22 protein-coding genes are annotated in these 23,274 nt (G+C 69.9%); 17 read left to right on the forward strand and 5 right to left on the reverse strand.

Annotated features, from left to right (window positions below; all coding sequences use genetic code 11):
• The first annotated feature begins 36 nt into the window (after positions 1 to 36).
• Genes BM349_RS15355 through ccsB form a run of 5 tightly spaced genes read left to right on the forward strand, consistent with a single transcriptional unit; the run spans position 37 to position 4,989 of the window.
• The gene (locus BM349_RS15355; RefSeq protein WP_091707967.1) at positions 37 to 666 is read left to right on the forward strand and encodes a histidine phosphatase family protein; all 630 of its coding nucleotides are present in this window, start codon (positions 37 to 39) and stop codon (positions 664 to 666) included.
• A gap of 38 nt (positions 667 to 704) precedes the next feature.
• Positions 705 to 1,280: a TlpA family protein disulfide reductase gene (locus BM349_RS15360; RefSeq protein WP_368086682.1), complete on the forward strand. Its 576-nt coding sequence runs from the start codon at positions 705 to 707 to the stop codon at positions 1,278 to 1,280.
• Positions 1,277 to 2,113 carry a cytochrome c biogenesis CcdA family protein gene (locus BM349_RS15365; protein ID WP_091707970.1) on the forward strand — a complete coding sequence of 279 codons (837 nt, stop codon included), beginning with the start codon at positions 1,277 to 1,279 and terminating at the stop codon, positions 2,111 to 2,113. The genes BM349_RS15360 and BM349_RS15365 overlap by 4 nt, the downstream gene beginning before the upstream one ends.
• Positions 2,094 to 3,899, forward strand: coding sequence for a cytochrome c biogenesis protein ResB (locus tag BM349_RS15370; protein ID WP_091707972.1), 1,806 nt, complete (start codon positions 2,094 to 2,096; stop codon positions 3,897 to 3,899). Before BM349_RS15365 ends, BM349_RS15370 begins: the two co-directional genes overlap by 20 nt.
• Positions 3,900 to 3,903: 4 nt before the next feature.
• Entirely contained in the window at positions 3,904 to 4,989 is a 1,086-nt protein-coding gene (ccsB, locus tag BM349_RS15375; RefSeq protein ID WP_091707973.1) for a c-type cytochrome biogenesis protein CcsB, read from the forward strand.
• Positions 4,990 to 5,378: 389 nt separating this feature from the next.
• Here ccsB and BM349_RS15385 read toward each other — a convergent pair whose 3' ends face one another.
• Together BM349_RS15385 and BM349_RS15390 are read right to left on the reverse strand one after the other, a co-directional pair.
• Entirely contained in the window at positions 5,379 to 7,373 is a 1,995-nt protein-coding gene (locus BM349_RS15385; protein ID WP_091707977.1) for a YhgE/Pip domain-containing protein, read from the reverse strand.
• The gene (locus BM349_RS15390; protein ID WP_091707980.1) at positions 7,370 to 10,282 is read right to left on the reverse strand and encodes an MMPL family transporter; all 2,913 of its coding nucleotides are present in this window, start codon (positions 10,280 to 10,282) and stop codon (positions 7,370 to 7,372) included. Before BM349_RS15390 ends, BM349_RS15385 begins: the two co-directional genes overlap by 4 nt.
• A 147-nt stretch (positions 10,283 to 10,429) precedes the next feature.
• Between BM349_RS15390 and BM349_RS15395 the strand changes: the two genes are divergently transcribed.
• Positions 10,430 to 11,113: a TetR/AcrR family transcriptional regulator gene (locus BM349_RS15395; RefSeq protein WP_091707982.1), complete on the forward strand. Its 684-nt coding sequence runs from the start codon at positions 10,430 to 10,432 to the stop codon at positions 11,111 to 11,113.
• Between the two features lie 30 nt (positions 11,114 to 11,143).
• On the opposite strand, the gene BM349_RS15400 is transcribed toward BM349_RS15395, so the two are convergent.
• Positions 11,144 to 12,154: an o-succinylbenzoate synthase gene (locus BM349_RS15400; RefSeq protein ID WP_254773934.1), complete on the reverse strand. Its 1,011-nt coding sequence runs from the start codon at positions 12,152 to 12,154 to the stop codon at positions 11,144 to 11,146.
• Between the two features lie 103 nt (positions 12,155 to 12,257).
• Between BM349_RS15400 and BM349_RS15405 the strand changes: the two genes are divergently transcribed.
• The 5 genes from BM349_RS15405 to BM349_RS15425 are packed head-to-tail and all read left to right on the forward strand — an operon-like array spanning position 12,258 to position 16,607.
• Entirely contained in the window at positions 12,258 to 12,608 is a 351-nt protein-coding gene (locus tag BM349_RS15405; protein WP_091707988.1) for a PadR family transcriptional regulator, read from the forward strand.
• Position 12,609: 1 nt separating this feature from the next.
• Positions 12,610 to 13,578 carry a permease prefix domain 1-containing protein gene (locus BM349_RS15410; RefSeq protein ID WP_091707990.1) on the forward strand — a complete coding sequence of 323 codons (969 nt, stop codon included), beginning with the start codon at positions 12,610 to 12,612 and terminating at the stop codon, positions 13,576 to 13,578.
• A 16-nt stretch (positions 13,579 to 13,594) separates the two neighbouring features.
• The gene (locus tag BM349_RS15415; protein ID WP_091707992.1) at positions 13,595 to 14,392 is read left to right on the forward strand and encodes an LLM class F420-dependent oxidoreductase; all 798 of its coding nucleotides are present in this window, start codon (positions 13,595 to 13,597) and stop codon (positions 14,390 to 14,392) included.
• Positions 14,393 to 14,434: 42 nt separating this feature from the next.
• Positions 14,435 to 15,394, forward strand: a complete 960-nt coding sequence (locus BM349_RS15420; RefSeq protein WP_091707994.1) for a 1,4-dihydroxy-2-naphthoyl-CoA synthase — start codon at positions 14,435 to 14,437, stop codon at positions 15,392 to 15,394.
• 58 nt (positions 15,395 to 15,452) lie between these two features.
• Complete coding sequence (locus tag BM349_RS15425; RefSeq protein ID WP_091707996.1) at positions 15,453 to 16,607, forward strand: AMP-binding protein; 1,155 nt, start codon at positions 15,453 to 15,455, stop codon at positions 16,605 to 16,607.
• Between the two features lie 23 nt (positions 16,608 to 16,630).
• Here BM349_RS15425 and BM349_RS15430 read toward each other — a convergent pair whose 3' ends face one another.
• Positions 16,631 to 17,014, reverse strand: a complete 384-nt coding sequence (locus tag BM349_RS15430; protein WP_091707998.1) for a VOC family protein — start codon at positions 17,012 to 17,014, stop codon at positions 16,631 to 16,633.
• 86 nt (positions 17,015 to 17,100) lie between these two features.
• Here BM349_RS15430 and BM349_RS15435 point away from each other — a divergent pair, with 86 nt between their 5' ends.
• Complete coding sequence (locus BM349_RS15435; protein WP_091708000.1) at positions 17,101 to 18,081, forward strand: 1,4-dihydroxy-2-naphthoate polyprenyltransferase; 981 nt, start codon at positions 17,101 to 17,103, stop codon at positions 18,079 to 18,081.
• 12 nt (positions 18,082 to 18,093) lie between these two features.
• Here the strand turns inward: BM349_RS15435 and BM349_RS15440 are convergent, their stop codons facing one another.
• On the reverse strand, positions 18,094 to 18,390 hold the full coding sequence (locus BM349_RS15440; RefSeq protein WP_091708011.1) for a DUF4229 domain-containing protein: 297 nt from the start codon (positions 18,388 to 18,390) through the stop codon (positions 18,094 to 18,096).
• A gap of 79 nt (positions 18,391 to 18,469) precedes the next feature.
• Here BM349_RS15440 and BM349_RS15445 point away from each other — a divergent pair, with 79 nt between their 5' ends.
• The 5 genes from BM349_RS15445 to BM349_RS15465 all read left to right on the forward strand — a co-directional run bounded on the left by BM349_RS15445 (position 18,470) and on the right by BM349_RS15465 (position 23,245).
• Positions 18,470 to 18,964 carry a PLD nuclease N-terminal domain-containing protein gene (locus BM349_RS15445; protein WP_091708013.1) on the forward strand — a complete coding sequence of 165 codons (495 nt, stop codon included), beginning with the start codon at positions 18,470 to 18,472 and terminating at the stop codon, positions 18,962 to 18,964.
• Positions 18,965 to 19,077: 113 nt separating this feature from the next.
• The gene (gene menD, locus BM349_RS15450) at positions 19,078 to 20,853 is read left to right on the forward strand and encodes a 2-succinyl-5-enolpyruvyl-6-hydroxy-3-cyclohexene-1-carboxylic-acid synthase (RefSeq protein WP_091709412.1); all 1,776 of its coding nucleotides are present in this window, start codon (positions 19,078 to 19,080) and stop codon (positions 20,851 to 20,853) included.
• 26 nt (positions 20,854 to 20,879) lie between these two features.
• Complete coding sequence (locus tag BM349_RS15455) at positions 20,880 to 21,743, forward strand: PPK2 family polyphosphate kinase (protein WP_091709415.1); 864 nt, start codon at positions 20,880 to 20,882, stop codon at positions 21,741 to 21,743.
• A 262-nt stretch (positions 21,744 to 22,005) separates the two neighbouring features.
• On the forward strand, positions 22,006 to 22,365 hold the full coding sequence (locus BM349_RS15460) for a PadR family transcriptional regulator (RefSeq protein ID WP_091708016.1): 360 nt from the start codon (positions 22,006 to 22,008) through the stop codon (positions 22,363 to 22,365).
• Positions 22,355 to 23,245 carry a permease prefix domain 1-containing protein gene (locus BM349_RS15465; RefSeq protein ID WP_091708020.1) on the forward strand — a complete coding sequence of 297 codons (891 nt, stop codon included), beginning with the start codon at positions 22,355 to 22,357 and terminating at the stop codon, positions 23,243 to 23,245. The genes BM349_RS15460 and BM349_RS15465 overlap by 11 nt, the downstream gene beginning before the upstream one ends.
• Positions 23,246 to 23,274 lie beyond the last annotated feature (29 nt).

Below are 23,274 nucleotides of genomic sequence, written 5' to 3' on the forward strand. Positions count from 1 at the left end.
AGACTGGCCGACCGGCGGCCAACGTAGACTGGTGAGGTGCCCGCCGACCGCCTTCATCTCGTGCGCCACGGAGAGGTGGACAACCCCCGACGTGTGCTCTACGGAAGGCTCCCCGGCTACGGACTGAGCGCCGACGGGCGGCGGATGGCCCGGCAGTCCGCCCAATACGTGCACGGGCTCGGCCGTCCGATCGGCGCGCTCATCTCGTCGCCGCTTCAGCGCACCCGCGAGTCCGCGGAGCCGTTCACCGAGCTGCTGGGGATCGAGCCGGTCATCGACGAGCGGGTCATCGAGCCGACGAACGTGTTCGAGGGCAAGCGGATGAGCCGCGCGCTCATGAACCCGATGAGCTGGCGTCACCTCTCGCGTCCCGAGATCCCGAGCTGGGGCGAGCCCTACGCCCAGGTCGTCGAGCGCATGCAGGCGGCGATGCTGGACGCGTGGAACGGCACGGAGTCGGGCGACGTCGTGATCGTCAGCCACCAGCTTCCGATCTGGGTCACCCACCTGGCCGTCGCGGGGCTCCCGACCCGGCACGATCCCCGTCGGCGCCGCTGCGCGCTCTCGAGCGTGACGAGCTTCGAGCTCGTGGGCGACGTGTGGCGTGAGACCGACTACGCGGAGCCGGCCTCGACCGCCGGTGCCGTCGACGTGGGGGCGGTCTGATGCTCGGCATCCGTCCCGCCTTCGTGAGACGCGCGGCCGTGGCTCTCCTGGCCGGCACGCTGGTCGCCGGTCTGGCGGCGTGCGCGAACGATCCGCTGGCCGACCAGTACCGCGCCGGTGACAACAAGGGATACATCGCGGGCGACTTCGCGGTCGTCGAGATCCCAGCCGATGAGCGCGGCGAGCCGGTGCAGTTCGCGGCGACCACCGAGTCCGGTGCAGATGTGTCGAGCGAGGACTATCTCGGCGACGTCCTCGTGGTGAACTTCTGGTACGCCGGATGCGGACCGTGCCGTGCCGAGGCCCCCGACCTCGAGAAGGCGTACGGCGAGTTCGAGGGCGACGACGTCGCCTTCCTCGGCATCAACACGATCGACTCGGCCGAGGCGGCAGCCGCGTTCGCCGAGACGTACGGGATCACCTATCCGAGCGCGATCGCGTCGGAGACGCCGGCGATCAAGCTCGCGTTCGCCGAGAAGACGCCCATCCAGGCCACCCCGACGACGCTCGTCCTGGATGCCGACGGCCGGGTCGCCGCGCGCATCATCGGCCAGCTGCCGGACGCCTCGATCCTCACGTCGCTCGTACGCGACACGCTCGCGGAGTCCTCGTGAACCCGGGTGCGATCATCGCCGACGGCGCGCTGTGGGTCGCTCTCCCGATCGCGGTGCTCGCCGGCCTCGTCTCGTTCCTGTCCCCGTGCGTGCTGCCGCTCGTGCCGGGATATCTGGGCTTCATCGGCGGCTCGGTCGCGCCACGGCCGGCATCCGTCGGTGCGGGCGCATCGCTCGGCCCCGGCTCGACCACCGGCGCCCCGCTCGCTGACCGAGGAGCGCATCGACAGGACGGAACGCTCGATACAGAGCCGACCCGCGGTCGGCTGCTCGGCGGGGTGCTCCTGTTCATCGCGGGCTTCACCGTCGTGTTCATGGCGGTCAACATCCTGGGCGGCACCGTCGGGCGGTTCTTCATCGAGTACGCCGAGCCCATCACGCGGGTGATGGGCGTCGTCGTGATCCTCCTCGGTCTCGTGTTCATCGGACTGTTCGGGTTCGCGCAGCGGACGTTCAAGCCCCAGGTCCGCGGCAATCTCGGCCTCATCGGCGCGCCGCTGCTCGGCGTCGCGCTCGGGATCGGCTGGGCCCCGTGCATCGGCCCGACGCTCGGAGCGATCCTCGCGATGTCGTGGAACTTCGGCGACCCGGTGCGCGCCGGTTTGCTCGGCCTGGCCTACTCGCTCGGCCTCGGCATCCCGTTCGTGCTCATCACGCTGGGCTTCGGCTGGGCGACCCGCTCGGTGGGGTTCCTGCGTCGCCACATCCGCATCGTGAACATCATCGGCGGAGTGCTCCTGGTCGTCCTCGGCGTCCTCATGGTGTCGGGCGTCTGGACCGCGCTGATGGCGCAGTTGCAGGGGGTGTTCCTGAGTGTCCCGCTCCCGCTCTGAGACCCCCGGCGCGCCCGAGCCGACCGAGGGAACACTGCGACCGGCCGACCATGCCGACTCCACGACAGATGCGGGCGCGGGCGAGATCACGCAGCCCGCGCTCGGGCTGGTGGGCTGGCTCCGCTGGGGCTGGAGGCAGCTCACGAGCATGCGCACGGCGCTGGTCCTCCTGCTGCTGCTGGCGATCGCGGCGGTGCCCGGCTCGATCGTGCCGCAGCGCAGCGCGGACCCGAACGGGGTCACGCAGTACTACGTCGACAACCCCGACCTCGCGCCGGTGCTCGACGGCCTCCAACTGTTCGACGTCTACACGTCGATCTGGTTCTCGGCGATCTACATCCTGCTGTTCATCTCGCTCATCGGCTGCGTGATCCCGCGCACCAGGCACCACTGGAAGGCGCTGCGTGCACGGCCGCCTCGCACGCCGGCACGGCTCGAGCGCCTCGCCGACTTCCGTTCGTCGATCATCGAACTGCCTGCCGGCGCGGCACCCGACACCGCGGCCGCGACGGCGATCGAGGTGGCCGCCGACCAGCTCAAGCGCGGTGGGTACCGCGTCGAGCGCTACGACTCGCGCGGCACGCTGTCGGTCTCGGCCGAGCGCGGCTACGTGCGCGAGACGGGAAACCTCGTCTTCCACACGGCACTCATCGGCGTGCTGGTCGCGGTCGGCGTCGGCGGCGGATTCACCTACACCGGCCAGGGGGTGATCATCGAGGGCGGCACGTTCGTGAACACCCTGCTGGACTACACCTCCTTCAATCCCGGCCGCTTCGTCGACGAGGAGACGCTGACGCCGTATTCGCTGACGCTCGACGACTTCAGCGTCACCTACCAGCCCTCCGGCACGCAGGGTGCCGGGCAGGCGGGCGACTTCGTCGCGCATCTGACGACCCAGATCGCGGGGGAGAGCGCGCAACAGGGCGAGGTGCGGGTGAACCACCCGCTCGACATGGCCGGAGACCGCATCTACCTGATGGGCAACGGATACGCCCCGACGATCACGATCCGCAACTCGGACGGCATCGTGGTGTTCTCGGAGTCGGTGCCGTTCCTCGCGCAGGACACGAACATGACCTCGCTCGGGGTGATCAAGGTTCCGGACGGCATGCCCGAGCAGCTCGGGCTCGTCGGTTTCTTCTATCCGACACAGGCGCCGCTGACCACGGGGGCATTCGCGTCGGCGTACCCGTCGCTGGTCAACCCGGTGATCACCCTCGACGTGTACGAAGGCGACCTCGGCATCGACGACGGCACCCCCCGCTCGGTGTACGCGCTGGACACGACCGACATGACTCAGCTGACGGGCCGCAAGATCGATGTCGACTCGATCGAGCTCGCTCCGGGGGAGACCGCCGATCTTCCTGCGGGCCTCGGCACCATCACCTTCGAGAACGAGTCGCCTGCCGGCGCCGAAGGCTATGACGAGTCGGTCAAGCGGTTCGTGTCGCTCTCGATCCACCGGGATGCCGCCGCCACGTGGGTCCTTCTGTTCGCGGTGCTCGCCGTGCTGGGCCTGCTCGCGGCGCTGTTCATCCCGCGCCGGCGCCTGTGGGTCAAGGCGACCCCGGACGGTCGCACGGTCCGTCTCGAGTACGCGGGCCTGGCCAGAGGAGAGGACCCTGCCATCGCGGCCGCACTCGACCAGTTCGTGGAGCGACACGGTGACGCGGTCGCGCCGCTGCTGCGCGAGACGCTCACGACGCCGGGTCCGCCCACCGCGCCCGATCGCGACGATGTCGACGGATCCGAGCCGGGTCGGGCCGATCCCCGCCCCGTAGACTGAGCTCATGCCCGGCACCCTCACGCTCGATTCGGTCTCCGTGCTGCTCGTGTGGACTGCGATCGCGATCTATGCGCTCGCATTCATCGCCTACGCGGTGGACCTCTCCCGGCGCGGCGCCCGCGCGGCCGACGCGCAGGATGCCGTCACCCGCGAGCGCGAGCTCGTGTCAGTCGGAGCGGCCGAAGCGACTGCCGAGGCCACCGGATCGACGGCCGCGGGCCGGGACGCCACCAGCCGCCTCCGCGCGCAGGAGCGCGAAGCCGAGGCGGCGTTCCAGGCTCCGCCGAGCGAGCGACCTCGCCTGATCTGGGCGCGGATCGGCACGTCCCTCACCGTCCTCGGCTTCCTCTTCCACCTCGGCGGCGACATCACCCGCGGCATCGCCGCCGGGCGCGTGCCGTGGTCGAACATGTACGAGTTCGCGCTGACCGGGACCTTGCTCATCGTGGCCGTGTACCTGGCATCGCTCCTGCGGTACGACCTTCGCTTCCTCGGCTCGTTCATCACCGGGCTCGTCGTCCTGCTGCTGGGTGGCGCAGCCCTCGCGTTCTACGTCGAGATCTCACCTCTGATGGACCCGCTCAAGAGCGTCTGGCTCGTCATCCACGTCTTCGTCGCCTCCCTCGCGACCGCGATCTTCGCCCTCGCGTTCGGATTGTCGGTGCTCCAGCTCATGCAGGCGCGACGGGAGCAGAAGACGGCGGCTCTCGCAGACGCGTCGAGCGCGACGATCGCGGCGGCCAAGACCGGTCCGCGCTTCCTGCGCACCCTCCCCGGCAGCGATGCGCTCGAGTCGATCGCGTACCGCTTCGCGATCATCGGCTTCATCTTCTGGACGTTCACCCTGATCGCCGGGTCGATCTGGGCGAACGACGCGTGGGGCCGCTACTGGGGCTTCGACACGAAGGAAGTGTGGACGTTCGTCATCTGGGTCCTGTACGCGGGCTACATCCACGCGCGGGCCACCCGAGGCTGGCGCGGCTCGCGGTCCGCATGGCTCTCGATCATCGGCTTCACGGCCGTCATGTTCAACTTCACGATCGTCAACATGTTCTTCAAGGGTCTGCACGCCTACTCCGGCCTCAGCTGAAGTCGCTCGACTGTTACGCCCTGACATTGACACCGTGCAGGTGCGGGTCTAGCTTGTGTTCCGGATGAACGCGTGGACTTGGGGGTCGCGCAGAGTAGGCCGGTTCGGGGGAGCCGCAACCGCGGTTGAGGGTGTGCCGGCGCTTTGTCAGAGGTTCGACTTCGGTGGCAGGCGCGTGATGATCAGGGCAGACGACGGTGAGCGCTCGATGAGTGCCGCGGCGCCGCGTCCGCTGCGCACACGCAGCCTCCGCTCGAGGCGGATCCGCATGCGCCGGAACGCTGGGGACACCCTCCGATACGCGGTGATCGTCGGCGTCGTCGACACTCCGGACTGAGCCTGTTGTCGAGGGCGTTGGGGCGCCCTCGACAACTGCTCCGGCTTCGGTGCTACGCGGGAACCGGCGACGCGGCCAGCAGATCCCGCGAGTGCGCGACGCGACGCCGCGCGACCGCGATCGTGGTGCCGATGAACGCGAGCACCGACCAGATCAGCAGTCCGGCGATCCCCGCGCCGAGGCCGGCGGCATCCGTCAGCGCGGCCAGCATCCCGTTGTAGGCGGGTGCGGTCGGAAGCAGCGATGCGGCGTCCGACAGCACTCCGGGCACGGTCGAGACCACGCCGGTCGCGACGGCCAGCACCCCGACGAGGGCCGCGAGCCAGCGCCCCGCGCCGCCGAACACGGCGACGAGCGCCTGGTTCACGGCTGCGAAGGCGACCCCTGCCGTCACGCACACCGCGGCGAAGACCGACCACTGACCCCAGTCGTACGATGCCGCGAGCTGCACGACACCTGCGACGAGCAGGCCCTGCACGGCACCGAGCGCAGCGGCCGGCGCGAGTCCCCGCAGGGCGAGCACCGCAGACGGGGCGCGCGAGGTCAGCGCGCGACGCGACGCGGCCTGCAGTGCGACGAAGGTGCCCAGTCCGCCGAACCAGAGGGCGAGGGTGGCCAGCAGGGGCACGGCCGATGCGCCGAACAGCGAGGAGCCGATGCCATCCGTCGTCACCGGGTCGGCGACGACGGTCGCCAGGCTCGTCGCATCCTCATCGGAGTATGAGGGAACAGCGGCTGAGGCCTGGTCGAGTCCGTCCGCCAGGGTCGTCGTGCCGTCGGCGACCGACTGCACTCCGGTGGCCAGCGTGCCGGCGCCGTCCGCGAGCTGCGTGGCACCGTCGCTGAGCTGAGCCGCTCCGGATTCCAGGCCCCGGGCGCCCGTCGCGGACTGCGTCGTGCCGGAGGAGAGCTGAGACAGTCCGGACGCGAGACCGCGCGTCTGGCCGGCCGCCTCGGTCAGCCCCGCACTGGTCTGCGAGGTGAGCTGCTGGATGCCGCTCGCCGTGGGCGCCGCGTAGCCGCTGGCGGTGCCTGCGCTGGTCGCCGCGGTCACGGCGTCACCTGCGGCGGCGCCGGCGCCGCCTGCGGCGGCGGCCAGATCCGCGCAGAAGGTCGGCGAACCGCCCTCCGCCGTGCACTGGGCGCTGAGTCCGCCGAGCGTCTGGGCGAGGCCCCCGACACTCTGGGCGAGGGCGGCCGTCTCCGAAGCGGCGGTCGCGGCGTATGTCGCGCTTGCCTGAGCGGCGCCGACGAGCTGCTGATTGTTCACCTGCGCGGCGGCGGTGTCGAGGCCGGCGGCGAGCTGGGTCGCCCCGTCGGCGGAAGCGGCGGTGCCGGCAGCGATCTGGTCGAGTCCGGAGGCGAGCGCGCCGGCGCCCGACGAGAGCTGCGAGGCGCCCGAGCCGAGCTGGGACGCACCGGCGGGCAGGGCGGCAGCGCCGTCCGCCGCCTGCTGCGCTCCGTCGGCGAGCTGGTGGGCGCCGTCCGCCGCTTCGCCCAGCTGGTCGCCGAGGGTCGTGAAGCCGAGGAACACGTTCTCCAGGTAGACCTGCGACAGCTGCTGCCCCATGATCGAGGCCGCCGCAGCGGTCACCTGCGCCGTGATGGCGTCGTCGACGACCTTCGAGTCGGGCGGGGTCGAGACCTCGATCGTCGCCTGCTCGGGCGTTCCGCCGGGCGCGGTCGAGGTGGCGGCCGCCGAGAAGTTCGCCGGAATCGTCACCACGGCCTGGTACGTGCCGTCCGCGAGGCCCGCAGCGGCGTCGTCCGCGTTGGAGATCGTCCAGTCGAGGTTGCTCGCGATCTCATCGGAGCCTTCGACGAGACCGGCCGTCAGCTGGCGGCCGAGCGGCACGTACTGATCGTCGATCGTGACGGGCTCGTCCTCGTTCACGATCGCGGCGCTCATGTTGTCGAGGCGCTCGGCAGGGTTGTAGAGCGCCGCCACGAGGATGCCGCCGATCAGCACGGGCAGCAGGAGCACGCCCACGAGCGTGAGCCACGTGATGGGGCGCCGCGAGCGGGCGCGTTCGATGTGGAGGGTCATGCGTCGACTCCTTCGGGGTCGCTCTGCATCAGGTCTGAGAGGTCCGTCGCGGGCGCGGCGGCTGGACGCGAAGGACCGGACTCGACGGCACCCCTGCGAACGGAGACATCGAGGATCGGGGAGTCCGGCCATCCGGCATCCGCGATCAGGCTGCGCGCGGCTTCGGGGTGCGTCGACGCGACGATCAGGGTGAGTCCGGGCATCGCGGACGCGGCATCCCGCAGCAGCGCCGCCGCCTGATCGTGGACTGAGCCGGACACGAGTGCGTCGAGTGCATCGACCATGACGATGCGCGGACGGCCGGCCAGGGCGCGGCGCAGGTCGCCGACGGGCTGGGCGGAGCCGTCGAGCAGCGCGACGCCGACATGCGCGCGGACCCAGGCCTCGCGACCCGGAAGGAGGTGTCCGCCCACGCGTGCACGCCCCTCCAGCGCCGCGCGGCCCGCCAGCGCGAGCAGCAGCGCGCGCGGCCCGCGCGCATCCTTCGCGGTGAGGATCAACGCCCGGCTCGGTTCGACGCGGAATGCGATGTCTTCGACGAGTCGCACCTCGCCGGCATCCACGTTCACTCCCTCCGCGACGACTGCGGCCGTCGTGTCAGGTTCCGGCCAGTCGGTGAGGGCGAGCTCTCGCTGCACCGCCTCGCCTTCGATGTCGAAGTGGGGCAGCGTGCGCTCGAGCCACTTCGGCAGCCACCAGGCCCGGTCGCCGAGCAGCGCCATCACCGCCGGAGTCAGCGTCATCCGCACGAGGAACGCGTCGATCACGATGCCCACCGCCAGACCGAGGGCGATCGGCTTGAGCGAGGCGTCGCCTTCGGGGACGAAGGCCGCGAACACGGCGAACATGATCAGCGCCGCGGCGGTCACGACGCGCGCCGACGAGGTGAACCCCGACCTGATGGCGGCGAGCGCGATGGCCCGAGCCTCCGCCCGCGTGGCGCCGCTCCTGCGGGAGTGGACGTAGTCCTCGCGCATCCGGGAAACCAGGAACACCTCGTAGTCCATCGCGAGCCCGAACAGCACGCCCATCAGCACGATCGGCATGAAGCTGATGATCGGCCCGGTGCGGGTGACGTGGAGGAGCTCGGCGAGCCATCCCCACTCGAACACCGCCGCGACGACGCCGAACGCGGCTGCGACCGACAGCAGGTACCCGAGCGCCGCCTTGATCGGCACGGCGATCGAGCGGAAGACGATCGTCAGGAGCACGAGCGAGAGGCCGACCACGAAGATGCCGAAGGGGATGAGCGCCGCGCCGAGCTGATCGGAGATGTCGATCGCGACCGCCGTGAAGCCGGTGACCTTGACGTCGATGCCGTACTCGTCGAGCCAGCGGTCGTGCTGCGCGCGCAGCTCGCGCACGAGTTCGGCCGTGGCGGGGTCATCCGGCGCTGTCGTGGGGACGAGCTGGACGATTCCGGTGTCTGCCGTCTGGTTCGGCGTCGCCAGCGCGACCAGCTCGACACCGGGGAGGCTCTCGACGTCGTCGGAGAGGTCGCTCATGAGCCCCACGGGGTCGTTCGAGGTCACGATCGTGCCGGTGAGGATGATGGGGCCGTTGAATCCGGGACCGAATTCCTCCGCGACGAGGTCGTAGCTCTGGCGCGCCTCGTTCTCCTCGGGGAGCATGCCGGCGTTCGGCAGAGCGAGGGCGAGGCTCGCGGCCGGGATCGCCATGACGAGGAGGGTCACCACCACCGCGACCGTCGTGACGATCCGATGCTTCGTGACGAGTCCGACCCAGCGCGTCGCGAACCCGCGCGTGGTGGGGGGAGCCGCGTCCGCAGCGACGGATCCGGCCGCCGACACGCCGCTCGCGGCATCCGTGCTCCCCGCGGTGCGCCGGAGACCCCCTCGGGTGGGCGCGCGCTTCGCTCGCCTGGGCCGCCCGGCCACCCGGCCCTTGAGGAAGCCGAGCATCGCGGGGGTGAGCGTGAGGGCGACGAGCACGGCGATCGCGACGGCGACCGCCGCGGCGATGCCCATCGTCGTCAGGAACGGGATGCCGGCGAACGAGAGTCCGATGAGGGCGATGAGCACCGTCACGCCGGCGAACACGACGGCGGATCCGGCCGTGCCGGTGGCGCGCGCGGCGGACTCCTCGGGGTCCACTCCCGATCGGACCTGGTCCTGATGTCGGGCGACGATGAACAGCGCGTAGTCGATGCCGACGGCGAGGCCGAGCATCAGGGCGAGCAGCGGCGTGGTCGAGGAGATGCTCGCGAACGCGGTCGAGAGGAAGATCAGCGCGATCGACAGGCCGACGCCGATGATGGCGGTCAGGAGCGGCAGCCCGGCCACGACGAACGAGCGGAACGTCACGATCAGCACGAGCAGCGCGATGATGAGGCCGACTGCCTCGGTCAGGGTGACCCCCGGGACCGACAGCGCGAACAGGTCGCCGCCCAGGGCGACCTCCGAACCGGCAGGCAGCTCATCGCGCAGTTCGGCGGCGACATCCTGCAGGGCGGTCTTGGTGCCCGGCGGCACATCCGTCGCCTGTCCGTCGAACTGCATGCGCACGATCGCGGCATCGCCCGCGTCGGAGACCTGGCCGTTGACGATCTCGCTGAACGGATCGGTGACGGCGAGGATGCCGTCGAGGTCTTCGAGTTCGGAGATCGTGTCTGCGATCGCCGAGGAGTACGGTTCGTCTTCGATCTGCGCGCCGTCGGCGGCGACGACGATCATCTGCGCGCTCGTGCCGCTCGCCTGCGGGAATGTCCGGTTCAGCTGCTCGATGCCCGCCTGCGACTCGGTGCCGGGGATCGAGAAGGAGTTGTCGGTGCCCTGCCCGAGCGTGACCGCCCCGACCCCCGCGATGCCGAGCAGCAGCAGCCACGCCACGAGGACGCGCCAGGAGTGTCGGTACGACCAGCGCCCGAGGGCATACAGGAGAGTGGACACAGCGCCTCCGCGTTGACAGGATTCAGACAGGATGGATACAGCGCTGTATCGGATACATGAGTGTATCGTAGAGCGCGAGGGAGCACTCAACCTGAGTACTGCGTGTGTGTTTGGACACGTGAGACGGCCGATTCGAAGGGAGCGTCGATGACCGACACCATCAAGGCGCCTTCGAGCGGCGCGACCACCAGCGCCGTGACGACGCGGCGCCGGGAGGCGACGCGTCAGAAGCTGCTGGATGCCGCGGCGCTCGTGTTCGCCGAAGAGGGTCTGGACGCGGCATCCGTCGAAGCGATCTGCGAGCGTGCGGGGTTCACGCGCGGCGCGTTCTATTCGAACTTCGACTCGAAGGACGAGCTGTTCCTCGAGCTCGCCGGCCGGGTCGCACGGGCGCGGGTCGAATCCGTCCGCGAGCGGGTCGCGACGCTCGAGCGGGACGGCGGCCTGCATGTCGATGAGATCGACGCTCTGGCGGTCGTGCAGGAAGTGCTGGATGTCTCGGGCGATGACCGACTGGCGATCCTGCTCATGAGCGAGATCCGCATCCATGCGATGCGGGACGCCCGGCTGGGTGCCGCCTACCTCGCGCAAGATGCCGAGATGCGCTCGAGTGTCGCGCAGATCATCACCGACATCAGCGTCGCGAAGTCGCTGCGGTTCCGGCTCCCCGCCGACGAGGTCGCCCGTCTGATGCTCACGGTGTGGGAGAGCGAGTCGGTGCGCGCGACGATGGCCGGACTCGACTACGAGGCGGCGTGCCGTCGTACCAGCGAGGAGCTCGCCCGCGTGGCGCTCCTCGTGATCGACCAGTCCGAGGTCGACCCGGTCTGAGGCCGAGCACAGCCTCGGCGGCCGAACGGATCAGCGCTCGCCGCGCGCGAGCTCGGAGTGACAGCGCGCGATGCGGGCATACCACCACTCGCGTCGGTCCTCGGATGCCGCATGCGCGTCCACCAGCGTCGAATCCGGCGTCACGCGGCCGACGGGCAGCATCCCGCCTCTCGGCGTCAGCGACGGCTCGACCACGTCTGCGGCGAGCAGCGAGGCCGTGCCGAGGCCGCAGTCGTAGTCGAGCTGGGGGAGCGCGGCGGCCAGCGCCACGCCCATCGCCAATCCCACCGAGGTCTCCAGTGCGCTTGAGGCGACGGCAGGCAGTCCGGTCTCTGCCACGATCTCGAGCGCCCGCCGCACACCGCCCAGTGGCTGCGCCTTGACGACGATGAGGTCGGCAGCACCGGCTCGGGCGACCGCGATCGGGTCGTCCGCCTTGCGCACGCTCTCGTCGGCTGCGATCGGGATGCCGAGATAGTTGACCCGTCGCCGCAGTTCGGCGAGCTCGTCTACCGACGCGCATGGCTGCTCGATGTACTCGAGATCGAACTCGGCCATCGCGTGGATCGCGTGCTCCGCCTCGTCGAGGTTCCATGCGCCGTTCGCGTCCACGCGGATGCGCCCCTCGGGACCCATCGCCTCACGGACCGCTCGGACGCGTTCCACGTCGTCCTGAAGCCGCTGACCCGCCTCGGCGACCTTGACCTTCGCCGTGCGACAGCCGTCGAACCGGGCAAGCACCGCCGCCACTGATGCCGCGGCGACGGCCGGAACTGTCGCATTCACCGGGATCGCATCGCGATGCGGCGCGGGAAGCGGACTCCAGCCGAAGTCGATCGCAGCCGCCAGCCATGCGGATGCCTCGGCGTCGTCGTACTCCAGGAACGGCGAGAACTCGGTCCAGCCTTCGGGGCCCTCCAGAAGCACGGCTTCGCGGAGGTCGATACCGCGGAAGCGCGTCACGAGGGGAATCGAGACGACGCGCGCCGTCGCGAGCAGTTCGGCGAGGGGCGGGAGGGATGCTGCGGCGTCGGTGCTCACGGGTCCATCATGCCCCGTCGCCCGACTGCCGCAGGATCGATGCGGTGCACACACTTCGATGTGTGGTTGACTATAGTGTGTGAGACACAGTACAGTGTGATCCATGAGCGAGACTGAAGCACTCGAAACCCATCTGCAGGAGCTGCGACGCGGCACGGCCGTGCTCGCCTGCCTGCGGCTGCTCGAGAACCCCGGGTACGGCTACGGCCTGCTCGAAGAGCTCAGCGCGCGGGGGTTCGAGACCGATGCGAACACGCTCTACCCGCTTCTGCGCCGACTCGAGAAGCAGGGGCACCTCACGAGCGAGTGGAATACCGACGAGGCTCGGCCGCGCAAGTTCTACCGCACGAGCACGGCGGGCTCCCGCCTCGCCGCCGCACTCACCCACGACTTCCACGCGATCGCCGCGGCGATCGACGCACTCCCCGGTGCCACCCAAGAGCAGGAGGACTGACATGACCACCACCACCCTCACCGAGCGCTATGTGAGCGCCGCGATGCGAACCGTCCCCGAGAAGCAGCGCGACGACCTCGCTGCAGAGCTGCGCGCCTCCATCGACGATCAGATCGACGCGCGCGTCGACGACGGTGAGCCGCATGACGCCGCCGAGCGCGCGGTGCTCACCGAGCTGGGCGACCCCGACAAGCTCGCCGCGGGCTACACCGATCGACCGCTGTACCTCATCGGCCCGCGCTATTTCCTCGACTGGTGGCGCCTGCTGAAGCTGCTCCTGTGGATCGTGCTGCCCGCTGCCGCATTCGGCATCGCGCTCGCGCAGACGCTCGACGGGCAGTCCCTCGGCCCGATCATCGGCAACGTGGTCACCACGCTGATCGCGGTGGCGGTGCACCTGTGCTTCTGGACCACCCTGGTCTTCGTGATCGTCGAGCGCACCGGCGCCGGCATGGGCAAGGGGTTCACGGAGTGGACCGTCGACCAGCTGCCCGAGCCGCGCCCGCGCGGGGTCGGGTTCTCCGACATGATCGGAACGCTCGTCTTCCTCGCCGTCGCGGCCGGAGCGATCATCTGGGACCTGACGATCGGCTTCGTGCCGGGCTTCGTCACCGGCGCGGATGCGCCGCTGTCGTTCCTCGACCCCGCACTGTGGCCGTGGTGGATCGCCGGCCTATTCATCGTGATGGCGCTCGAGGCGACGCTCGCGATCGTCGTGTACCTCATCGGGCGGTGGACGCCGCTGCTGGCCGTCGTGAACGCGGTGCTGGCGCTCGCGGTCGCGATCCCGGCGCTCATCCTGCTCGCACAGGGGATGCTGCTGAACCCGGCTTACTTCCCGACGATCATCCCCGACGACGGAGCGCAGGTCGCGTCGATCGTCACGGTCGTCACCGGTTTCGGCATCGCCGCGATCGCGATCTGGGACATCGTGGATGTGACCCTGAAGACCGTCCGGGCTCGGCGCTGACGCCTAGGCTTGAAGGATGCTCACCGATATCCCCGTCCGGCTGGGCGTCCAGCTCCAGCCCCAGCACGTGTCGTATTCGGATATGAGGGACGCGGTGCGGCGCCTCGAGGACATGGGCGTGGACATCCTCTTCAACTGGGATCATTTCTTCCCCCTCTCGGGCGATCCGGACGGCCGTCACTACGAATCGTGGACGATGCTCGGCGCGTGGGCGGAGCAGACCGAGCGCGTCGAGTTCGGCGCCCTCGTCAACTGCAACAGCTACCGCAATCCCGACCTGCAGGCCGACATGGCCCGCACGATCGACCATATGAGCGCGAAGGGCGGCGGCGAGGGCCGATTCATCTTCGGCACCGGCGCTGGCTGGTTCGAGAAGGACTACGACGAATACGGCTACGAGTTCGGAACGCCCGGCACCCGCTTGAACGACCTGGCCGAGGGGCTCGCCCGCATCCACGCGCGCTGGGACGTGCTCAATCCGGCTCCGACCCGCAAGATCCCGGTCATGATCGGAGGAAAGGGCGAGCAGAAGACGCTGCGCCTCGTCGCCCGATATGCCGACTACTGGCACAGCTTCGTCAGGCCGGAGGAGCTGCCCCACAAGCTCGAGGTGATCCAGAAGTGGGCGGACCGCGAAGAGCGCGACACGTCGACGCTCATCCTGTCGAACGAGCTCCAGCGCCGCGGCGAGGACGTGGCGGACGAGCTGTTCGAAGGCGGCGTGCGGCTGTTCACCCTCGGGTTCCCCGGGCCCGAGTACGACTACGACCGCGTGCGCTCGTGGCTCGCGTGGCGGGACGCCAAGAACGGCTGAGGTCTGCCCTGAGAGGGCGCGCCCTCGCCGTAGGCTGTGCGGGTGAGCGTTTCCGAGCTGTTCGATGAGAACGAGTGGATGCCGGCCCCCGGCGCCGAGGCCTATTCCGACATCACCGCCCACGTCTCGACGGACGGACGCATCTCACGGATCGCGTTCCATCGACCCGAGGTGCGGAACGCATTCCGGCCCCACACCGTCGACGAGCTCTACCGAGCCCTCGACATCGCGCGTCAGAACCCCCGCATCGGCGTCGTCCTGCTCACCGGCAACGGGCCGAGTCCGAAGGACGGCGGCTGGGCGTTCTGCTCGGGCGGCGACCAGCGCATCCGGGGACGCTCGGGCTATCAGTACGACAAGGCGGCGGCGGAGCCAGGCGAGGCGTCGTCGGAGTCCGCTCCCGAAAGCGGCTTCGGTCCGCGCCACGACGAGCTCATCGGATCTGCCATGGGCCGACTGCACATCCTCGAGGTCCAGCGGCTCATCCGGTTCATGCCCAAGGTCGTCATCGCGGTGATCCCGGGGTGGGCGGCGGGCGGCGGCCACTCCCTGCACGTCGTGTGCGATCTGAGCATCGCCAGCGCCGAGCACGGTCGGTTCAAGCAGACCGATGCAGATGTCGGCTCCTTCGACGCCGGATACGGGTCGGCCTACTTCGCCCGGCAGATCGGGCAGAAGTTCGCACGCGAGGTGTTCTTCCTCGCCGAGGAGTACTCCGCGCAGCGCGCGTACGAGATGGGCGCCGTAAATCGCGTCGTGCCGCATGCCGACCTGGAGCGCGAGGCGATCTCGATGGCGCGCACCATCCTCACCAAGTCGCCGACCGCGATCCGCATGCTCAAGTTCGCCTTCAACGCCGTCGACGACGGCATGGTGGGCCAGCAGGTGTTCGCCGGCGAGGCCACGCGCCTCGCCTACGGCACCGACGAGGCGGTCGAGGGACGCGACTCGTTCCTCGAGAAGCGCGACCCGGATTGGTCGCCGTACCCGTGGCACTTCTGATGCGCGCATCGACATCGAGCGGATCGCGCGCCGCGCAGCGAGTCGAAATGCAGAAGCGGTGAGGCTCGAACCGGTCATCGGCGACGATCCGCGCGAGATCCTGCGGGGGCTGCGCGGTGCACTGCACGGCGCTGGTCCCGCGCTCGGGCTCGGGCTCGTGAACGACCTCCCAGCCGAGGTTCGGGCAGGCACCGCCGTCGTCGTGACGACGTCGGGGTCGACGGGCGTGCCCAAGAGCGTGATCCTCAGTCGCGACGCCCTCACCGCGAGCGCACTCGCGACCTCCGCCCGCATCGGCGACGGCACGTGGCTCCTGGCCCTGCCGGCGACCTACGTGGCCGGGATGCAGGTGCTCGTGCGGTCCATCGTCGCCGATCGCGAGCCGGCCTGGCTCACCGGCGCCTTCACCCCCCAGGCGTTCTCAGCGGCCGCCCTCACGATGGTCTCGACCGATCGGGGCGAGCGCGTTCCGACCTACACCTCGCTCGTGCCCGCGCAGCTGGCGAAGCTGCTGGATGCCGCATCCAACGATTCGACCGTGCTGGCCGCGCTGCGATCGTTCGAGACGATCCTCGTCGGCGGTCAGGCGATCGCGGCTGCGACCCTCGAACAGGCGCTGGATGCGGGCGTCCACGTCGTGCGAACGTACGGTGCGACCGAGACGAGCGGCGGCTGCGTCTACGACGGGCGGCCCCTGGGCGGCGTCGCGGTGCGGATCACCGACGGCGAGGTCCGTGTCTCGGGTCCGACGCTGGCGGAGGGCTACCTCGGCGACACCGCTGCGACGGACGCGGCATTCGTCCGCGATGAAGACGGAAGCAGGTGGTACCGCACCGGCGACGCCGGCATCATCGAGGACGACCTGCTCCGTGTGCGTGGCCGGATCGACCATGTCATCGTCTCGGGCGGCATCAACGTGTCGCTGGACCGCGTGGAGCGGATCGTGCGGACCATCCCGGGACTCGAGTCCGCGGTGATCGTCGGCATTCCCGACGAGCGCTGGGGGGAGGCATCCGTCGTGGTCGTCGCGCGCGGCGAAGCCCTCCGGCGCAGCGAATCCGTCCAGCTCGAAGAGGCGCGGGCCGCAGTCGCCGAGCAGATCGGCGCGCATGCCCGTCCGACGCGGCTCGTGCTCGTCGACGATCTCGCGACGCTTCCGAGCGGCAAGCCCGACCGCGAGACGATCCGCGCGGCCGTCGCCGCGCTGCACTGAAGCCGCTTCGCGAGCGCGCCGGCTCAGCCCGAGGTCTGCGGACCGGTGTCCACGACGCAGAACCGGTTGCCCTCGGTGTCCTCGAGCACGACCCAGTCGGCGCCCTCGGGGTAGCCGTCCCAGTCGACATCGTGGGCGCCCAGGGACTTGAGCCGTGCGATCTCGGCGGCCTGGTCAGACGCATAGAGGTCGAGATGGATGCGGGGCGGATAGCTCTGCGGATAGCCGGTCACCGACAGCGCGATGCTCGCACCCGGTGCGTCCCAGTTCTCCTTCTCGGGAGGATCGAGGATCACCCAGTCCTCCGACGGCGGACGCCGGTTGACGTATCCAAGGGCCGCTCGCCAGAAGTCGCCCGCCCGCGTGATGTCTTCCACCGTCAGCACAGTGGATCCGATGCTCAACATCACGTCATTCTCGGCTCATCGCAGGATGTCGGCCAGGGGGTTGCGCGGCGCGGGCGAACGCTGCTCACGCCGTAGGATGTGTCCTCGTGGCAGGCACCCCCAGCAAGAAGCGCAAGCACCCCGGTCCTCGCAAGCAGCCCCCGCGCGGCAATCCGCAGAAGGTGCGCGAGTCGCGCGACCCCCGGCACGTCGACAAGGCGACGGCGCGAGACTGGATCGGTGCCGCCCGGCTGCGGACCCTGCCCCTCGCCCTGACGCCGATCCTGATCGGCACGGGCGCGGCGATGATCGTGGACGGGCTGTTCCACTGGGTCATCGCGCTGTTCTGCCTGATCGTCTCGGTGAGCCTGCAGATCGGCGTCAACTTCGCGAACGACTACAGCGACGGCATCCGGGGCACGGACGATCACCGGGTCGGCCCTGCGCGCCTCACCGCCTCGCGGAAGGCGTCCCCGCGGGCGGTGCTCACCGCCGCGCTCCTGTTCTTCGGGATCGCCGCGGTCGCGGGCCTGGCCCTTGTGATCCGGAGCGGGCAGTGGTGGCTGCTGATCGTGGGCGCGGTGTGCATCCTCGCCGCATGGTTCTACACCGGCGGCAAGCGCCCCTACGGCTACTACGGGCTGGGCGAGCTCTTCGTGTTCGTGTTCTTCGGGCTCGTGGCCACCGCCGGCACGACATTCGTGATGGTGCTCGCCGTGCCGCAGGAGGCGTGGTTCGGCGCCGTCGGAGCCGGGCTCCTGGCGTGCGCCGTGCTGCTGGCGAACAACCTCCGCGACATCGATCAGGACCGCGCCGCGCACAAGCGCACGCTCACGGTGCTGATCGGCCGCCGCGGCACCCGGATCCTGTTCACCGTGTTCGTGCTCGCACCGTTCCTCATCGCGGCGTACCTGGCGCTGTTCTACCCGATCGCGTGGCTCACGCTGCTGGCGCTGCTGGCCGCGCTGCCGGCGATCCTGATCGTGTGGACCTACCGTGTGCCCAAGGAGCTCATCGTCGCCCTCAGTCTCACGTCGCTGACGTCGGTCGCGTTCGGCGCCTTCCTGCTGTGGGCGTTCATCGGCTGAAGCCCCCGTCGTTCAGGAGGGGTCGCTGGACCGCTTCTCCTCGGCGATCGCGGTGGCCGCGGCATCCTCCACGTCCTCGTCGCTGGTCGTCGCCTTGGCGTCGGCGCGACGCTGTGCGAGCCCGTTCGTGACCTCGGTCAGGGGCCGGCGCAGGAACAGCAGCGACAGGCTGAGGCCGATGAGCGCCGCGAAGATCGCGGCGAGCCAGTAGAGCTCGCGGAAGATCGGGAACAGCATCAGGATGCCGAACGGCACGAGGAATGCGAGCAGCCTCAGCACCGTGTAGACGAGGGCGGAGCGGGCTTTCACTCCTCAATGGTAGATCGCCGGGCGTCTCGGTCCGGTCACAGGCGGGACCGGGCGCGCAATGCGCGCCTAGGATGGAACCGTGACGCGAGTGCTGCTTATTCTGGCGCTGGTCCTGACCGCTTTCTGGGTCTACACCATCGTCGACTGCAGCGTGCAGCCGGCCACCCGCCATCGCGGTGTCAGCAAGCCGATCTGGATCCTCATCGTGATCCTGCTGCCCGTCCTCGGCGGTCTGCTCTGGCTGACCGTCGGTCGCGTGCGCCGATCGAGCATCATCGCCCGCCGCGCCCCTGACGACGATCCGGAGTTCCTCGAGAAGATCGGCACGCTGAGCGACCAGGACGAACGCATCCGTCGTCTGGAAGAAGAGCTCGCCCTCCTCGATGCCGAGGACGAGGACCCGCGCTGGACCGCTCCCGGTGGGGCCGCAGTGGCCGGCACGCCCGCCGCGGGCGCGCCCGCCACCGGAGCCCCTTCTGCCGGAGGGCCCGCCTCGGATGCACCCGCTCGAGGCACGGACCGTCCCGCTGACGGCGATGACGACACGCGCGGTCAGCGCGGCGCCGTCGGCTAATCGTGGGCGACGAGGACGACTCCTTCGGCGCGCTCGGCGATGACCGACCGGCGCTCAGCGCCGCAGACCCCGCGCGCGCGGCGGTCGATCCTCGCGCCGCGGCGTCCCCGGCGATGGACGCGGCGGGCGCCCTCCTCGGTGCGCTCGTCGATCTCGGCATCCGGCACATCGTCCTCAGTCCCGGGTCGCGCTCGCAGGCGCTCGCGCTCGTGACGGCAGAGCTCGAGCGCCGTGGCGCGGTGCGGTTGCACGTGCGCATCGATGAGCGGGTGGCGGGCTTCACCGCGCTCGGGATCGGACGCGAGACGCGCACGCCTGCCGTCGTGATCTGCACATCCGGAACGGCGGCGGCGAATCTGCTGCCGGCGGCACTCGAGGCGCACCACGCCGGAGTCCCTCTGCTGCTGCTCACGGCCGACCGTCCGCCCGAGCTGCGCGGCGTCGGCGCGAACCAGACCACCCGTCAGCTGGGCATGTTCACCCCGAGCACTCGCCTGGAGGCAGACCTGCCGGTCCCGGAGACGACGGACCCGGAAGGCGACGGCGAGCAGAGCCTGATGCTGCGACAGGTGGCCGCCGACTCGTTCGCCGCCGCGCTCGGCGAGGGCACCCGCGCCCCCGGACCGGTGCATCTGAACCTCCCGTTCCGCGAGCCGCTCGGCGGTGACCTGCCGAACTGGCTGGGCATGCCGACCGCGGAGCTCTCCGCGGTCGCCGATGTCGATCCGGATGCGGCTCCGGTCGAAGAGAGCGTCGAGGACGAGGTGTCCGGTGCGCTCTACCAGGGCGGCGGTGGCATCGGGGAAGCGGACCTGCCGATCGAGCCCGATGAGCTGCCGCACGTCCTCGCCCGAGGACCACGCACCGTCGTGATCGCCGGTGCCGACGCAGGCCCGGATGCCGAGACGCTGGCGCACCTCGGCGGCTGGCCTCTGATCGCCGAGATCGTGAGCGGCGCCCGATTCGGCCGCAACCTGGTCCACGGCTACCGCGGTCTGCTGGCCGATGCGGAGCTCGGCGGCCGGGTCGAGCGCGCCGTCGTGCTCGGGCATCCCACGCTGAGCCGGGAGTCAGCCGCGCTGCTGACGGATCCCGACGTCGAGGTGCTCGCCGTGCGCGGACCGGGGGAGCCGCTCAACCTCAACGGCGTCACGACCGCCCTCGATGCCGTGGCCGTGGATACCGGAGAGATCGATCGCGAGTGGCTCGGAGCGTGGATGCAGGCCTCGCGCGCGGCATCCGTCGACCTCGCTCCACCTGCGCCGGACGCCGACGGCCTCGCCTCAGCGGTTCCCGCGGAGCGCCTGGGGGCGATCCAGGCCGAACTCGCCGCGATCCGCGCGCCGCTCGATCGCGCTGCGCTCGTGGACGCCGTGTGGCGGGCCACCTGGCCCCACGATCGCCTGATGTTCGGCTCGTCGCGGCTCGTGCGCGTCGCCGATGCGCTGCTGGGCGGCAAGAAGGTGCCGGTGCACTCGAACCGAGGGCTTGCCGGCATCGACGGCACCGTCGCGACCGCGACCGGGATCGCTCTCGCGTCTCAGACGGGCGACCGGCCCGGCGTGACGAGGGTCGTGCTCGGCGACCTCGCCCTGCTGCACGACGTCGGCGCAATGCTCATCCCGCCGACCGAGGACGAACCGCGGATCCAGGTGATCGTCGGAAATGACGGCGGTGGCACGATCTTCGACGACCTCGAAGTCTCCCAGGTCGCGACCCCCGAGGCGATGGACCGCGTGCTCTTCACGCCGCACACGACCCGGTTCGAGCATCTCGCGCTCGCCTATGGGTGGGAGTACACGCGCGTGACCACTCGCGCCGCCCTCGATCAGGTGCTCACGGCCCCGGTCGGCGGCCGACAGCTCATCGAGGTTCCTCTGCCACGCTGAGTTCGGCATCCGCCATGATGGGCACCATGACCCAGAACAGCGAGAAGAACTGGACCGGCGAGGTCGCCGAGCTGCTGCGTGCGCGCGGGGACTTCGTGCTCTCCGGCGTGGATCCGGACTCGACCCCCGGGTACGACGCGGGCAAGGATGCCGGGGTCGAAGACCTCGCCGCTGGGGCCGGCGACCTGGACGAACTGCAGGAACGCCTGTTCGCGCAGAGTCGCAACGCGGCGTCGAACGCGTCGGTGCTGCTCGTGCTGCAGGCGATGGACTCCGCCGGCAAGGGCGGGGTCATCCGCCACGTCGTCGGGTCCGTCGACCCGCAGGGGATCATGCTCACGGCGTTCAAGAAGCCCACCGACGAGGAACTCGCCCACGACTTCCTGTGGCGGGTCGAGAAGCGCGTGCCGCAGCCCGGCTTCATCGGCGTGTTCGACAGGTCGCAGTACGAGGACGTGCTGATCGGAAAGGTGCGCTCGCTCGCTCCGACCGCGGAGATCGAGCGGCGCTACGGCGCGATCAACGACTTCGAGAAGCGACTGACGGATGCCGGGACGCGCATCGTCAAAGTCATGCTGCACATCTCGTACGACGAGCAGCGCGCCCGGCTCATGGAACGGCTCGAGCGCCCTGACAAGCACTGGAAGTACAACCCCGGCGACGTCGACGAGCGCGCTCGCTGGCCGCACTACATGGATGCCTACCAGACCGTTTTCGAGCGCACCTCGACCGAGGACGCGCCGTGGTTCGTGGTTCCCGCCAACCGCAAGTGGTACGCGCGGCTGGCCGTCCAGCATCTGCTGCTGGGCGCCCTGCGCGAGATCGACCCGCAGTGGCCGATCGCGACGTTCGACGTCGAGGCCGAGAAGAAGCGCCTCGCCGCGACCTAGGCCCGGCGACCGTCCACTGCGCTCGCGAACCATCACATTCCTCGCGACCTAGGCCCGGCATCCCCCTCCTCCGCTCGCGAACCCATGCTCTCCGCGCGACCTAGGCCCGGCATCCCCCCTCCGCTCGCGAACCCTCACCTTGCTCGCGACCCCATACGCTCCGGGGCCATTGAGCGCATGGGCTCGCGGGGAAGGTATGGGCTCGGCGACGGGAGCCCCGTTTCTTGTGTGAGCAAGTACTTGATGTGATACAGTACTTGGCATGACACAGGACGACGCGTTCGCAGCCGATCTGCTGCGGGGGCACACCGACACGATCGTGCTCGGGGTGCTGCGCCGCGGCGACCGCTACGGCTTCGAGATCTACAAGTCGATCCGCGACGCAACGGGCGGGGATCACGAGATCAAGGAAGCCACGCTCTATGCCACCTACCGCCGCCTCGAGAAGGACGGCCTCGTCGAGTCCTACTGGGGCGACGAGACGCAGGGCGGCAGGCGCAAGTACTACCGCATCACCGACGCAGGTCGAGCCGTCTACAGCGGCAACGTGTCCGCGTGGATCGCCACCAAGCGCATCATCGACTCGCTTCTCGACGTGAAGGACCAGACCAATGAGCACTGACATCCACCGCCTCCTGGACGAGGCGTTCGCGGGCGTCGAGATGACGCCCGACGCGCAGGACCTGAAGGAGGAGATCCGCGCGAACCTGGTGGCTCGGGTCGCCGAGCTGGAGACCTCCGGTCGATCGTCGACGGATGCCGCCCAGCAGGCCATCGCCGAACTCGGCGACGTGCGCGAACTGCTCGACGGACCCGCAACGACGGCAGAAAGGACCCCCGACTCCTACGCCGCGATGCAGTTGCGTCACCGCGTGCGCCCCAAGGTCGGCTTCGTGGTGCGTGTGGTCGTGTGGTCGCTCGCGTTCATCGTGGGGATGACGCTCGCGATCCTCGGAGCGACTGGCGTGCTGCCCCTGCCCATCGGAGCGATCATCGGGCTGATGGGCTTCGCGTCGACCGGGCTGGGCCTGGTGGTCGGTGACGCTCTCTCGCAGGAGACCACGACGAATCATCCGATGCCGCCCAACCGGGCGGGCGGCTATTTCCTCGCCACCTTGCTCGCTTCGTATGGACTCGGATTCGCTGGCATGGTGGCGCTGGGCGCCCTGCCGTTGTGGTGCGTCGTCTTCGCGGCGCTGGGCGTTATCGCCTCGATCATCCTCTTCGCGTTCCTCGCCGCGTCGCAGACCAATCGTCACAAGGCTTGGGTGCGTCAGGCGCAGCATGACGCATTGCACACGAGCAACCGCTTCGAGGACGAGCCCGAGACCGCGGCGCGCTTCGGCATCTACACCGCGGTGATCTGGACGGTGACCTTCGCCGTGATCGTCGTGCTCGTCTTCACGGTCGGATGGTGGTGGGCCCCGCTCGCCTTCGTGGGCGGCTTCGCGCTCATGATGCTCGTGCTGGCGCGCATGATGTTCGGCTCCCGCAAGACCTGATCGCTCGCGGCGGCGCCCGCCGCCGACCG

Source organism: Microbacterium sp. cf046, assembly GCF_900114345.1.
Lineage (GTDB): Bacteria > Actinomycetota > Actinomycetes > Actinomycetales > Microbacteriaceae > Microbacterium.